Annotated in this window: 11 protein-coding genes; 6 read left to right on the forward strand and 5 right to left on the reverse strand. The window is 60.8% G+C overall.

All coding sequences use genetic code 11. The annotated features are described in order from the left end of the window. Positions 1 to 90: 90 nt before the first annotated feature. Positions 91 to 1,515, forward strand: a complete 1,425-nt coding sequence (locus HMPREF3158_RS08905; protein WP_256374591.1) for an MDR family MFS transporter — start codon at positions 91 to 93, stop codon at positions 1,513 to 1,515. A 7-nt stretch (positions 1,516 to 1,522) separates the two neighbouring features. Here the strand turns inward: HMPREF3158_RS08905 and HMPREF3158_RS08910 are convergent, their stop codons facing one another. Together HMPREF3158_RS08910 and HMPREF3158_RS08915 are read right to left on the reverse strand one after the other, a co-directional pair. Continuing rightward, positions 1,523 to 2,146: a flagellar basal body-associated FliL family protein gene (locus HMPREF3158_RS08910; protein WP_070498207.1), complete on the reverse strand. Its 624-nt coding sequence runs from the start codon at positions 2,144 to 2,146 to the stop codon at positions 1,523 to 1,525. Between the two features lie 13 nt (positions 2,147 to 2,159). Next, positions 2,160 to 3,563, reverse strand: coding sequence for a hypothetical protein (locus tag HMPREF3158_RS08915; protein WP_062037159.1), 1,404 nt, complete (start codon positions 3,561 to 3,563; stop codon positions 2,160 to 2,162). A gap of 251 nt (positions 3,564 to 3,814) precedes the next feature. On the opposite strand from HMPREF3158_RS08915, the gene HMPREF3158_RS08920 reads away from it, so the two are divergent. Next, complete coding sequence (locus HMPREF3158_RS08920) at positions 3,815 to 6,535, forward strand: ATP-dependent Clp protease ATP-binding subunit (RefSeq protein WP_070498210.1); 2,721 nt, start codon at positions 3,815 to 3,817, stop codon at positions 6,533 to 6,535. A gap of 107 nt (positions 6,536 to 6,642) precedes the next feature. On the opposite strand, the gene HMPREF3158_RS08925 is transcribed toward HMPREF3158_RS08920, so the two are convergent. After that, a complete protein-coding gene (locus tag HMPREF3158_RS08925; protein ID WP_070498213.1) occupies positions 6,643 to 7,890 on the reverse strand; it encodes a lipase family protein in 1,248 nt (415 codons plus the stop codon). A 195-nt stretch (positions 7,891 to 8,085) separates the two neighbouring features. On the opposite strand from HMPREF3158_RS08925, the gene HMPREF3158_RS12590 reads away from it, so the two are divergent. Beyond that, entirely contained in the window at positions 8,086 to 8,256 is a 171-nt protein-coding gene (locus tag HMPREF3158_RS12590) for a DUF4236 domain-containing protein (RefSeq protein ID WP_005529875.1), read from the forward strand. A 47-nt stretch (positions 8,257 to 8,303) separates the two neighbouring features. Then, positions 8,304 to 9,572 (forward strand): threonine/serine exporter family protein, encoded by a 1,269-nt coding sequence (locus HMPREF3158_RS08930; RefSeq protein WP_061924672.1) that lies wholly within the window; start codon positions 8,304 to 8,306, stop codon positions 9,570 to 9,572. 9 nt (positions 9,573 to 9,581) lie between these two features. Here the strand turns inward: HMPREF3158_RS08930 and HMPREF3158_RS08935 are convergent, their stop codons facing one another. Continuing rightward, entirely contained in the window at positions 9,582 to 10,445 is an 864-nt protein-coding gene (locus HMPREF3158_RS08935) for an HhH-GPD family protein (protein ID WP_210386641.1), read from the reverse strand. 47 nt (positions 10,446 to 10,492) lie between these two features. Here HMPREF3158_RS08935 and HMPREF3158_RS08940 point away from each other — a divergent pair, with 47 nt between their 5' ends. Together HMPREF3158_RS08940 and HMPREF3158_RS08945 are read left to right on the forward strand one after the other, a co-directional pair. Next, positions 10,493 to 11,119 carry a carbonic anhydrase gene (locus HMPREF3158_RS08940; RefSeq protein WP_070498216.1) on the forward strand — a complete coding sequence of 209 codons (627 nt, stop codon included), beginning with the start codon at positions 10,493 to 10,495 and terminating at the stop codon, positions 11,117 to 11,119. Positions 11,120 to 11,190: 71 nt separating this feature from the next. Next, entirely contained in the window at positions 11,191 to 11,928 is a 738-nt protein-coding gene (locus HMPREF3158_RS08945; protein ID WP_082787662.1) for a hypothetical protein, read from the forward strand. On the opposite strand, the gene radA is transcribed toward HMPREF3158_RS08945, so the two are convergent. After that, positions 11,925 to 13,301: a DNA repair protein RadA gene (gene radA / locus HMPREF3158_RS08950; protein WP_062043300.1), complete on the reverse strand. Its 1,377-nt coding sequence runs from the start codon at positions 13,299 to 13,301 to the stop codon at positions 11,925 to 11,927. The two genes, HMPREF3158_RS08945 and radA, sit on opposite strands and share 4 nt — an antisense overlap. Positions 13,302 to 13,364: the final 63 nt, after the last annotated feature.

Genomic DNA, 13,364 nt, shown 5'->3' on the forward strand with positions numbered 1-13,364 from the left:
CCGCAACACCCCTACCAACAAGCCGCTCTCAGCAACAAACGCCTGGTCTTGCTACAAGATGCGCGCGGGACTGCCCTAATCTCTGTCTTCGTGTCCCAAAATTCTTCTGCTCCCGATTCCCTGTCCCGCGACGTAGTTATTAACCTCACGATTCTGGTCTTGGGCGCCATGATCATGATCTTGAACGAGACCTCGTTGTCGGTGGCATTGCCTGCCGTCATGGCAGACTTTTCCATCCCGGCTACGGCGGCGCAGTGGCTGACCACGGGTTTCATGCTGACCAAGGGTGTGGTCATTCCCACCACGGGGTATCTGCTGGAGCGCTTTAGCACCCGGCAGATCTTCTTTGCTTCGACCGGACTCTTCCTCGCCGGCACCGTGATTGCGGCGCTGGCGCCAGCCTTCTTGCTCTTGCTTGCTGGACGCGTGGTGCAGGCGGCGGGCACGGCGCTAATGATTCCGACTCTGATGACGGTGGCGATGACCTTGGTCCCGCCGCAGCGCCGTGGATCGGTGATGGGCATCATCTCGATTGTCATTTCGGTGGCTCCCGCCCTGGGCCCCATGGTGGGCGGCGCGATTGTTAATGCTTTGAGCTGGCACTTCATCTTCTGGGCGATGGCTCCGCTGATGGCGTTGCTGGTGGTAGCGGGCATGGCCAAGCTTGTCGACGTCGGGGAAAGCCGCGATACCCCGCTGGACCCATTGTCGGTGGTGCTTTCGGTATTCGCCTTCGGCGGGCTGGTCTACGGGCTTTCTTCCATCGAGAAGATGCTGGAAGGCGACGGCCTGGTGGAAATTATCGCCACCGTGGTGGGCGCGGTGGCTTTGGTTGTCTTTGCTAAGCGACAGCTAGCGTTGGGCAAGGAAAACCGCGCGCTGATGGACTTGCGCCCCTTCCGCGTGCGCAATTACACGATTGCCGTGGTCATCATGCTGGTTTCCTTTGGACTGATGCTGGGCTCGGTGACGGTTTTGCCGATTTACCTGCAAACCTCCCTGGGCGTTTCCGCCTTGGTTACTGGCCTGGTGGTGATGCCGGGCGGCCTGCTGCAGGGCCTTGTCTCGCCGTTGGTGGGGCGCATCTATGACTCTCATGGCCCGCGCCCGTTGATGATTCCTGGCGCCATCCTGCTGGTGTTGGGGCTTGGCGCGATGGCAACGCTGGGGGAGGGCTCTCCGGTGTGGTTTGTGGTGGTCATGCACGTGACCTTTGCGGTGGGTATTGGCCTTATGATGACTCCGCTTATGACTACGGCTTTGTCCTCGCTGCCGAATGAGCTCTACTCGCATGGCTCGGCAATCATGAACACTCTGCAGCAGCTCGCCGGTGCGATGGGCACGGCCTTCCTAGTGGTCTTCTTGACCCGCGGCACTGTTGCTGGCATGGAGGCGGGCATGGACGAAGCCGCCGCCACCGCACAAGGCACGCACTGGGCATTCTTGTTCGCGGCCGTCGCATCGCTTGTGGCACTCGTGCTCGCGCCGATGCTGCGTCCGGTTCCGCAGGATTAGCCTCTAGCTAGCAGGGGGAGAGGAACTCCGCACGGTTGGAGAGGATACGCGGGTTGCCGCCCAGGCGGGAAGCTGCGGAACACAGAGCATCGGTATCGAAGCCATAATCGATGGCCACCGGGTAGACCTTGCCCTCTGCTACCTCGCCGCGCACAGATGGGCAGATACCTGGGTTGTAGTATTCCGCGCCGGGGTAGGCAGCGACTGAGCGCTCAAGCTGTGGAAGGGCCTCTTCCGGGCTGCCGGCCACGACGGAATCGACGATGAGCACGCCGTGGCCGTCGCAAGCCACGGTGGCGGGATTAAATCCAGCGGGCAAGTCCGAGCTGGGATCTTTAGTTGCAGGCGCCGTGTATTCCTGCGTGACCGTCTGCTCCACGGTCTTGGTCATGGTTGCAGCTTCTGTTACTTTGCTCTTGCTGTTGTCGCTGCTTTCCGGCTCAGCGCTTTCTTGCGCGGTGCTCTCAGTGGCAGGGGCTTCGGCAAATGGGGCTAGCTGGGACTGCGCATTTTCTTTGGCACCGCCCAGCATTCGCATGGCCAGGACACTGCCGCCTACCAGTGCAATAAGTGCTAGGACTGCGACGGCAATCGCGATGTAGATGGTCTTGTTTTCCTGCGAATTATCCATGGTCGCTGCTCCTTTAGGCGCACAATTGCATCTTTAGGCGCGCGTTCTCCGCATCTGCACCCCAGATAATGAAGGCGGACTGGGTGCCAGGAACTGCCATGTAATAGGTCGGCTCCTCGGCGTTCGGGGCTTCGAAGCTCTGGACGGTGCACTGGCCATTGGAAAGCTCGGTGGGATCAGAAGGCAGGATGGCGTCGCGGGCTTCCACGGATTCGTAGGAGGCGACAGAATAGCTTAGGTCCTCGCCCTCACAGGTGATCTTCGCCAGCTGGCCTTCCTCCGGCTCGCGGTGGTGGCACTTGGTATCGCCATAGCCGGAGGTGCCGCTGCGCGAGCCCAGCAGGCCAGGGTAGGCCTCTGCGAGGTTGCTTTCATCATCGTTCCAGCCCGGGTACTGCTTGAAGAAGAAGATGCCGGCGGCGGCGAGAACGACCACTGCCAGTGCGGCGCACAGCGCGATGAGGCCGGTCTTCTTGCCAGAGCCGGACTTCTTTTCTGCAACCGGTGTAGCAAATTCCGCGCCGTGTGGTTGGCCCTGCATCTGCCCCTGCGGCTGGCCTTGTGGGTAGCCTTGCTGGAACCCCTGCTGGTACTGGCCTTGCTGCATCATCGGCTGCTGTTGCGGCATGTACTGCGGTGGCATCTGCTGCTGCGGGGCCTGCTGCGCTGGCTGAGGCTGCGTCTGCGGGTGGGTTTGCTCGCGGGTTGCCGCAGCTTGCGGGCTGGCGAACTGGGAAGCAAAACCTGTACCTGCGGCATCAGCTGCTCCCGCTGCAGCGACGCCCGCTGCAGCGGTACCCGTGGAAGTAGAGGCGTGACGCAGGGCGTCGATAACCGAGCCAGCCGAGTTGAACTGGGAATCTGGCTTGAACTCCGGATGCGCAGACTTAATGAGCTCCGCAAAGCGCTGCGTGACCTGCTCAGCGGTGACGTTGCCCACGCCCGGGCCTACCGCACACAGCACCGCATTGCTGCGCGAACCCGTAACCATGATGCGGCGCGGATGCAGCGCATGCATGGCAAAGCCCGCCTGGTTGTTCTGCAACAGGTAATCCATTGCCTCGGCCAAAGGAGTAAAAACTGAAAGCGCCTCGGTCTTGGTGAGATGCTGCGCGCCTAGGCCAGAGCCGGTGAAGGCAGAAAGCGCCTCTCCGGAAAGTGCGGCGCGCACCAGAAAGTCCTGGCCCTTTTCTGTGGTTCCGGTGCCGACGAGCGGGGCGATGGAGCGATGGTGGACGTCGGAAAGCGCGGAGGCTTGCTTAACCGCACCGCGGTGGTTGGGCTCAAAAAGCTCGACCGTCATTGGCTTATTAGAGGAGTCCACGACACCGAAAAGCGTGGAGACCGGGGATTCGTCCATTACGGAAAGCTGACGAAGTTGATGCTGAGTAGAGAAGAACTCAGGGAGCTTTTTCACAGGGATTCATCCTTTAAAGGCAAGCGGTATAGGGTGCGTTTCTTAATTAAGAGTAACGGCCAAACGGACATCGCTAAGCGAAAAGGGGCATACAAGTGGCATAAACTTCCTGTTCGCTACCGGCGTACAGTGGTGTGAGCTGGGGAAATGGGTATATAGATGGGTGGGTTTTAAAAACGGCGAATTGCATGTCCAGTCAGCGCGTTAGAGTGGATGACACATTATTAGCGAAAGCATAGAGGTATAAGGCAATGTTCGAGAGGTTTACTGACCGTGCTCGCCGCGTCATCGTTTTGGCGCAGGAGGAAGCACGCATGCTCAACCACAACTACATCGGCACCGAGCACATCCTGCTCGGCCTCATCCATGAGGGTGAAGGCGTTGCCGCAAAGGCCCTCGAGTCCATGGGCATCTCGCTCGAGGACGTGCGCCGCGAGGTTGAGGAAATCATTGGCCACGGCTCCCAGCCGCACACCGGCCACATTCCGTTTACCCCACGCGCTAAGAAGGTCTTGGAGCTTTCCCTGCGCGAGGGCCTGCAGATGGGCCACAAGTACATCGGCACCGAGTTCCTCCTGCTCGGCCTCATCCGTGAGGGTGAAGGCGTTGCTGCGCAGGTGCTGATCAAGCTCGGTGCTGACCTGCCACGCGTGCGTCAGCAGGTTATCCAGCTGCTTTCTGGTTACGAGGGTGGCAATGGTGAAAATGACGGCCAGTCCCAGGGCGGTCCCGTCGGCGCTGGCGCCGGCGTTGGTTCTGGCGGCCGCACCGCGCCGTCGGGTTCCGGTGAGCGTTCCAACTCCCTGGTGCTGGACCAGTTCGGCCGTAACCTCACCCAGGCAGCCAAGGACGGCAAGCTTGACCCAGTTGTCGGCCGCGAGTCCGAGGTTGAGCGCATCATGCAGGTGCTTTCCCGCCGTACCAAGAACAACCCGGTCCTCATCGGTGAGCCGGGCGTTGGTAAGACCGCCGTCGTTGAGGGCCTGGCTCTCGACATCGTCAACGGCAAGGTCCCAGAGACCCTGAAGGATAAGCAGCTTTACTCGCTGGACTTGGGTTCCCTCGTTGCAGGTTCCCGTTACCGCGGTGACTTTGAGGAACGCCTGAAGAAGGTCCTGAAGGAGATTAACCAGCGCGGTGACATCATCCTGTTCATCGATGAGATCCACACCCTCGTTGGTGCAGGTGCCGCAGAGGGTGCTATCGATGCTGCTTCGCTGCTGAAGCCAAAGCTAGCCCGTGGCGAGCTGCAGACCATTGGTGCAACCACGCTCGATGAGTACCGCAAACACATCGAGAAGGATGCCGCACTGGAGCGTCGCTTCCAGCCGGTCAAGGTGGACGAGCCATCCTTGGATGACACCATCCTGATTCTCAAGGGCCTGCGCGATAAGTACGAGGCACACCACCGCGTCTCCTACACCGATGAAGCACTGAAGGCTGCGGCATCGTTGTCTGACCGCTACATTAATGACCGCTTCCTGCCGGACAAGGCAGTTGACCTCCTCGACGAGGCCGGCGCCCGCATGCGCATCAAGCGCATGACCGCGCCGGAAGGCCTGCGTGAGGTCGATGAGCGCATCGCCCAGGTGCGCAAGGAAAAGGAAACCGCCATCGATGCTCAAGACTTCGAGAAGGCAGCTGGCCTGCGTGACCAGGAGCGCAAGCTCGGTGAAGAGCGCGCGGAGAAGGAAAAGCAGTGGCGCTCTGGCGACCTCGAGGAGATCGCCGAGGTAGGCGAGGACCAAATCGCAGAGGTTCTGGCGCACTGGACCGGCATCCCTGTGCTCAAGCTGACGGAGAAGGAATCCTCCCGTCTGCTGCACATGGAAGAGGAGCTGCACAAGCGCATTATTGGCCAGGACGATGCCGTCAAGGCCGTCTCCCGTGCTATCCGCCGTACCCGTGCAGGCCTCAAGGACCCACGCCGTCCTTCCGGCTCCTTCATTTTCGCCGGCCCGTCCGGCGTTGGTAAGACGGAACTTTCCAAGTCCCTGGCTAACTTCCTGTTCGGCTCTGATGATGACCTCATCCAGATCGACATGGGTGAGTTCCATGACCGTTTCACCGCGTCCCGCCTCTTCGGTGCTCCTCCGGGATACGTCGGCTACGAAGAGGGTGGCCAGCTCACCGAGAAGGTTCGCCGCAAGCCATTCTCCGTGGTTCTCTTCGACGAGATCGAGAAGGCCCACAAGGAGATTTACAACACCTTGCTGCAGGTCCTCGAGGATGGCCGCCTGACCGACGGTCAGGGTCGCATCGTGGACTTCAAGAACACCGTTCTGATCTTCACCTCGAACCTGGGCACCCAGGACATTTCCAAGGCCGTGGGCTTGGGCTTCACCGGCTCCTCTGAGAACGACTCTGATGCGCAGTACGAGCGCATGAAGAACAAGGTCAACGATGAGCTGAAGAAGCACTTCCGCCCAGAGTTCCTGAACCGCATCGACGAGATCGTGGTCTTCCACCAGCTCACTCAGGAGCAGATCGTCGAGATGGTTGAGCTTCTCATCGGCCGCGTGGAGAAGCAGCTGGCTGAGCGCGACATGGGCATCGAGCTGACTCAGAAGGCAAAGGACTTGCTGGCAAAGCGCGGCTTTGACCCAGTCCTCGGTGCGCGCCCGCTGCGTCGCACCATCCAGCGCGAGATTGAGGATCAGCTCTCTGAGAAGATTCTCTTCGGCGAAATCGGCGCCGGTGAAATCATCACCGTTGACGTGGAGAACTGGGATGGTGAGTCCAAGGACAACTCCAAGGCCACCTTCACCTTCACGCCGCGTCCGCGCCCACTGCCGGAGGGCACCTTTGAGGATGACCTCGCTGACACTGAGGTGCGCGAGAACGAGGAAGAGACTACCGCTGTAGATTCCACCGAAGCCCCGGATATCCTCTCCAGCGACGTCTTGCCAGAGTCCAATGATGACGACGGCGAGGGCAACCCACCAGCAGCTGGTGCTGGCCAGCCGCTCTAAGGCTCGCCGCTAACTGAAAAGCAAAGGGGCGCCTGCGTACAACATGAGTACGCAGGCGCTCCTTTCGTTTGCCTTCTTCTAGATTCGCTTAGTTTCTGCTCTCTGCGCTACTCTGCAGATTCTGTTTCGGTGCTTAGGGTCTCTTCGAGCCAATCGATTGCTGGTTCATATTGTCCGATAAGACCTGCGATGTGGCCGCCGGCAACGCGGGAGGAGAGTGCACCGCCGCGGTCTTCGAGGGTTTCTACTTCACCGCCGAGCTCTTGCCAGTCGGTGGCTAGCTGCATTGCTTGGGCGTGGTCCACGATGTCGTCGTTGGGTGCGCTGCCCACCAAAACCTTGCCGGCCGGGCGCAGGTTGCCGATGCGTTGTGCTTCCAGCACGGAGCGCACCCGCTCATCCGAGGTGATGAACTCGCTCATCGAAATTCCAGTGTCGGTGAGCTCGTACAGATCCGTCATGGACCAGCGCATCGAGGAATCCACGATGCAGGAGCGGGAGTTTTCTTCCAACCAGTGCTTGCCCTTGGCATTGAAGTACTCATCGACCGCGGCGGAAAAATCCTGCGAACGGGCGCTAAATCCTTCAATGGCATAGGCCAAGTTCGGCCCAAGCCGTGGGGAACCGGCGAGCACCTTCACTAGGTCTGCCGGAGGAGCGCCCGCAAAAGTCGCACGCAGGTCTAGCTCCGGCGCATATTCCGGAACGAGCTCAGCCGCAGCGGCTGCAGCACCGCCACCCTGGGAATAGCCAAAGAATGCGACGGGCCCAGATGCGGCGGCCCGTGCGGCGTCGATAAGCGCGTGCCCTTGCTCAAGCCGGTTGGCATAGGTGTGCACACCCGGGGTACCCAAACCAATGTAATCCGTGATGACCAGGCGCATTCCGCGGTCCAGGAACTTGGAATACAACGGGGATTCATAGTTGACATTGATGGAAGACCCCAACAACGAGACCGGGCCTAAAAAGCCCTTGCTTCGCGAAGGCGCACAACTATCCGCCATTCCCCGGGTGCCCGGAGCCATCACCACCGTGGGAGCCTCACCCGGGCCTTCCCACTGCTCAGTCGGCTCCATGACGGTGCCCGAAACATAAGTGGGAGTGCCATCTTCAAGCCGGGAGGAATAAAGAATGCGTTCGACCCCGGGCGCTATGTTCTCGCGGCGCAGCACGGTGCCGGGCTCAGCATTGGCGACGCCCTCGGGCTCATCTTCGTAGAAATCCGCCACGAGGGCGCTGCTGAGCGAGGAACCCGCCATAGAGGAGCCAGAACTCAGCGCAGCCTGAGCCGGCATGCTCGGTGCAAAGAGGAGCAAGCTGGTGACAGTAGGGGTAAGAAGGCGCAGGAAATTCACGGATTCCAGTCTACTGGCATGGGGGATTTTCTCCGGGCTGAGGCGTGCGATTGCGGCTTTGCCGCCCTAGATGCCAAATCGTGACCGAATCTGCGGGCGTTGTCCCGTCGATTTGGCATGTAGGCACATTGAGTAGGGCGCTAAGGCGCCGCAATGCGATAGCGCGCTGAGACCACCGCGCTAAACTGTATAGCCATGGGCATTCAATACCGATCTCGTAAGAAAACCGGCAAGAATAGCTGGATCAACATCTCCGGCTCTGGGGCATCCATGTCCACCAAGGTTGGGCCGGTGACCTTCAACTCCCGCGGCGGCATGTGGATCAATCTGCCTGGCGGGCTGAACTTCCGGGGACGCTGGCGCTAAATTACAAGGCCGCAACCATGGAAGAACCTACGAGTGACTATGTCCGCATGGGCATTGAAGCCGACGTCGTGCTGCGCCTTGGCATGCTGCTTATGGGCGCCGGCACGTCGGGCTATCGTGCGCTGCGCGGAATGAAGCGCGCGGCCCGCGCTCTAGGTTTTTCCCGGTTGGACGCCAACGTAGGCGTTACCCAAATTACGTGCACCTTCCATAAGGGGCGAGCTTTTCGCACGGTGGTGGCGCAGCAGCATTCGCCAGCTGTCGACGCATCTCGTATCGAAGCCCTTGAGGATCTCACCCATAATCGCCTCTACGCCGGCATTACTGCGGAAGAACTCGATGCTTTCCTCGATGACATCGAGTCTCACGTGCGCAAGCGCTGGAATGGTTTTACCTTGGCCACTGCCGCGGGCGTGGCCTGCGCTTCCTTCTCAGTGCTTAACTATTTCCAGTCCTATGTTGTCTTCTTGGTCGCGCTCGCTGCCTTTTGCGGGCAGTTTGTCAGGTGGGCGCTGCATCATAAGCACGTGCACCAGATCGGCTGCATTGTGGCAGGTGGCGCCACGGCGAGCTTGGTCTACTTCCTGAGCACCGAGCTTTTGTCTATTGCTGGCTTAGCCAATCCCACAGACTTCTCCTCGGGCTATGTCGCCGCAGTACTTTTCCTTATTCCCGGCTTCCCGCTGTTTTCCGCGCTGATTGATTTGGCGCGCTTCGACTTTGACGCCGGCATGGCGCGGCTTAGCTACGCACTGACCGTCATCATCGCGGCTACCTTCACGGTGGCCATGGTCAGCTGGTTCACGGAACTTACCCCAATTGCGCCGCCACCTGTGCCCGATGCCAGCTGGTATGCAGCCGCCATCCTAGCTAGCTTCTTAGGCATCGCCGGCTTTGCCTTCCTGTTTAATTCCTCGCGGCGCATGGTGATTGCCGCCGCAATAGTCGGCACCGTAGCCAACATGGTGCGCTTGGGCATCCTAGAGCTGGGAGTGACCAGCTACTTCGCAGCTTTCGTGGGCGGCACGATCATCGGTCTGCTGGGCGGGCGCGTGGCGCGCACCATGCACCTGCCACGTATCACCACCACGGTTCCCGCCGCAGTCATCATGATTCCCGGCGCAGCGATGTTCCGTTCTGTCTATCACTTGAATGCCGGCAACATGGATCAAGCGTTGTCCAATCTCGCCACAGCCTCGATGGTTGTGCTCTCCATCGGCTGCGGCCTCATCTTCGCGCGCCTGCTTACTGATAAAGACTGGTCGCTGGGCCGGCTTATCGATTTCTCGCGCCAACCACACGATTCGCGCTACTAAAACGCCGCATTAATGGGGCAGGTGGAAAAGGCCCTGGGAATCTTGCTCCGCGAGGCCGTCGTCAAGCAGCGAAGCCAACGCCCGCGAGCGTTGCGCCGCATCGGGCCACACCACATCGATTTTGCTCTTCGGCACTGGGGCATCGGCGCCGCGCAGGACATCCAGAATCAGCCCACGCACCTGGCGGTCGGTGCCTTGGAACTTCTGCACGCGTTTTTTGGCCCTAGAAAGCTCGGCCTCACTAGGCTCCGGGCAGCCCGCTAGCTGCCAGGCACAACCTTCGCGTAGCGGGCACCCTTCACAACTGGGGGCCTTTGCCGTGCAGACCAAAGCACCGAGTTCCATGAGCGCGGCTGAAAAGCGTGGACCATTTTCTGGCGGGAGGAGCTTTTCCACGGCGGAAAGTTCCTTCTTCGAAGGCTGCGGCTGCAGGAAGCGGCCGTCCACGGCGCGCGCGTAAACTCGGCGCACATTGGTATCAACCACCGGCACGTTGCGCTTGTAGTGGAAACAAGCCACCGCCCGCGCCGTGTAATCGCCGATGCCGGGCAGCTTCAGCAGCTTCTCGACGTCGCTTGGCACCGGCTTTTCACCTATGGCCTGCGCACACTCCCACAAGCGCAACGCGCGCCGGGGATAACCCAGCTTGCCCCACGCGCGCAGCACCTCCGCGCGGGAGGCCGCCGCGAAGTCGGCCGGGGTAGGCCACCGCTGCATCCATTCCTCCCACACCGGAGCCACACGTGCGACTGGAGTCTGTTGGCTCATGACCTCACTGAGCAGGACGCCCCACGCGGAGGTGCCGGGGCGGCGCCAGGGGAGGGGACGCTCGGCTGAATCAAACCAGTCCAAAAGAGCAGCGGTGTTAATCATCGGGAAACAGTGTAAGCCAGCCTGCGTTCAGGACTACAGTTGAATCCATGCCACTTTCAAAAGTCCCGAAAGATCCCCAAAAGGTTTGGGAAGCCCTACAAGCTGGAAACGAGCGCCTGGTCAGTGGAAACGCTATCTCCGTCAACACTGAGTCGCGCCTCCGCGCCCGGTTAACCCGGGGTCAGGACCCGCGCGTCATCGTGCTGGCATGCTCCGATTCGCGCGCCCCGATTGAGCACGTATTTAACATCGGTTTCGGCGATGCCTTCGTCATTCGTACCGCCGGGCATATCCTGGACAACGCGGTGCTTGCCTCGCTGGACTATGCCTTGGAGAATCTAAACGCCAACCTTCTCGTGGTGATGGGCCACCAGTCCTGCGGTGCGGTGGGCGCGGCCTCGGCGTTCCTGAACGGAGAGATCAACCTGCCGACCGGGCTGCAGCGACCCATCATTGAGAAAGTCGCGGCTTCGGCGCTGCAGGCCAAGCGACAGGGCCGTGAGACTCGGCCCGATTTCGAGCGCGAGAACACGGCCCAAACGGTCTCTCAGATCATCGCTGATGTGCCGGCGGCGCGGCGGCTTCTCGACGCCGGCACGCTCGGCGTTGTCGGCCTGCGCTACCTACTGGAAGATTCTAGCGTGGAAACGGTGGTGCGCCACGGCGTGGACTAGGGCCATTTAGGCCTAGACACGCGGCGAGGGCTGGTGCAAGTTTGTCTGTGTCACCCCTTAAAATCGGAAGCGTGACTGATAACCGACGCAAACCCCTGCCCCAAGAGATCTACATGCGCCGCCGCGTTGCTGCGCTGATTGGACTTTTGGTGCTCGTCGGGCTGCTCATCTGGGCAGCGACCAGCATGTTCGGCGGTTCCGATGAGTCGGTGCCTACCGCTGCTACCAGCGCCCGCGGCTCGGAGGCTGCGCCGGAGACCAGCAAGACGAGCGCTGCCCCAACTAGTGACGCGGCATCGAGCAGCGTAAGCGCCGCGCCGAGCAGTGCGGAAAGCAGCGCCGACAGCAGCGCTGCAAACCCAAGCGAGTCCTCGCCTTATCCGGCGCCTAGCGCGGGCGCGGAGCCGGCTAAGAATACCTGCGCCTTGGAGGACTTGGAGATCGTAGGTACTGTCAGCCAACCTAGCTACAGTGAGGGCGAGTACCCAACCTTCTTCATGGAGGTCAAGAACCCTACCGCCGCTGATTGCGTGATTGACCTGGATAAGGACATCCTGCGCTTTGAGGTCTATGACCTTTCCACCAATGAGAAGAAGTGGGCTGATACTGACTGCTTCCCGCCGGTGGATACTGGTGAGGTCACCTTCGAGCCAGGAAAGCAGCGCACCTTCCAGGCTGATTGGTCCCGTAAGATGTCCCAGCCAAACCAGTGCAATGACCGTGCACCGGCCCCGGTGGGTGGCTACTTCATGCACGCAGTTATTGGTAACCACGCCTCGAAGGCAGAAACCTTCAACCTCGATAGCTAGCGCAAAAGGGCGATGGCCTCGCCCAAAGTTCCAGCTTGCAGCACCCGTATCCCGGCAGCATCCACCTTGCCCGCCGGGACGATTGCGTTTTCATAGCCCAGGCGCGCGGCCTCGCTTAAGCGGCGATCCAGGTTGGGCACGCGGCGCAGCTCGCCAGCCAGGCCCACCTCACCGATGACCACCGTCTTGGGCGGTAGCGGCTTTTCATGCAAAGAGGACCAGGTGGCAAGCGCTACGGCAAGATCCGTGGCGGTCTCCTGGATGCGCACGCCGCCCACGGTGGCGACGTAGGCGTCTTTGTCATTAGTGCGCTCTCCTGCGCGTGCCTGCAGAACCGCCAGCACCATGGGCACGCGGTTGGAGTCCAATCCCGTGACCACGCGGCGCGGGTTCTTTGCCACTGGATCCACGGTGAGCGCCTGAACCTCCGCGAGCATGGGGCGTACACCGTCCATGGCAACGGTGACCGCGGAGCCATCCGGCGTGCTCCCGCGGTGGGAGAGGAAGAGCCCAGAAGGATCTGCTACCTCGCGAATGCCGCCGGAAGTCTGCTCGAAACATCCCACTTCATCGGTGGCGCCGAAGCGGTTCTTGATGCCGCGCAGCATGCGTAGGCTGGACTGCCTGTCACCCTCGAAGTTCAACACCACGTCAACCAAGTGCTCGAGTACGCGGGGACCTGCAACGTTGCCGTCCTTGGTTACGTGGCCCACAAGCAGCACCGGAATGCCGGTGGACTTTGCCAGGGTGGTTAGCGCCGCAGTGACCGCGCGTGACTGGGCCACGCCGCCCGCTACGCCCTCGACGCCTGCCGCATGCATGGTCTGTACAGAGTCCACGATGATAAGGCTGGGCTTGAGTTGTTCAACGTGGCCGAAGACTACGTCCAAGTTAGACTCGGCGGCTAGGTAGAGGGTCTCGTGGAGCGCGTCAGTGCGCTCGGCACGCGCCCTTACTTGGCCCGCTGACTCCTCTGCGGTGACATATAGCGCCGTGCGTTCGAGCTGCGCCCACCTTGAAGCCACCTCCAGTAGCAACGTGGACTTACCAACGCCGGGCTCGCCGGCCATGAGTACAACCGAGCCTGGAACGATGCCTTTGCCCAAAACACGGTCTAACTCGCCGATACCCGTGTTGATGGTCTTAGTAGCACTCGCCCCAATCTTGGTGATGGGTTGCGCCGGGCTGGAAGGCGTTAGACCCTTGACCATCTGCCCGGTCACCGCAGCCGAGGCAGCCGTGCCCTCAGAAGCAGCCGGGGCGGATTCCTGCAGCGTTCCCCACGAGCCGCAATCTGGGCAGCGGCCTAGCCACTTCGGAGAGACGTAGCCACACTCGGAACAGGTGTGGATTGGACGAGATTTCTTAGCCATGCCAGTAACTCTAAAACACCCACCGGACACGAGCGCCAACGAGAAACCCCGCACTTAAAAGTG

The sequence above is a fragment of the Corynebacterium sp. HMSC06G04 genome, assembly GCF_001807365.1.
Taxonomy (GTDB): Bacteria; Actinomycetota; Actinomycetes; order Mycobacteriales; family Mycobacteriaceae; genus Corynebacterium; species Corynebacterium simulans.

What these genes read in the sequence shown, in the direction of transcription:
- HMPREF3158_RS08935 (WP_210386641.1), bottom strand. Translation starts at nt 10,445, where the DNA reads ATGATTAACACCGCTGCTCTTTTGGACTGGTTTGATTCAGCCGAGCGT.
- HMPREF3158_RS08920 (WP_070498210.1), top strand. Translation starts at nt 3,815, where the DNA reads ATGTTCGAGAGGTTTACTGACCGTGCTCGCCGCGTCATCGTTTTGGCG.
- HMPREF3158_RS08910 (WP_070498207.1), bottom strand. Translation starts at nt 2,146, where the DNA reads ATGGATAATTCGCAGGAAAACAAGACCATCTACATCGCGATTGCCGTC.
- radA (WP_062043300.1), bottom strand. Translation starts at nt 13,301, where the DNA reads ATGGCTAAGAAATCTCGTCCAATCCACACCTGTTCCGAGTGTGGCTAC.
- HMPREF3158_RS08930 (WP_061924672.1), top strand. Translation starts at nt 8,304, where the DNA reads ATGGGCATTGAAGCCGACGTCGTGCTGCGCCTTGGCATGCTGCTTATG.
- HMPREF3158_RS08940 (WP_070498216.1), top strand. Translation starts at nt 10,493, where the DNA reads ATGCCACTTTCAAAAGTCCCGAAAGATCCCCAAAAGGTTTGGGAAGCC.
- HMPREF3158_RS12590 (WP_005529875.1), top strand. Translation starts at nt 8,086, where the DNA reads ATGGGCATTCAATACCGATCTCGTAAGAAAACCGGCAAGAATAGCTGG.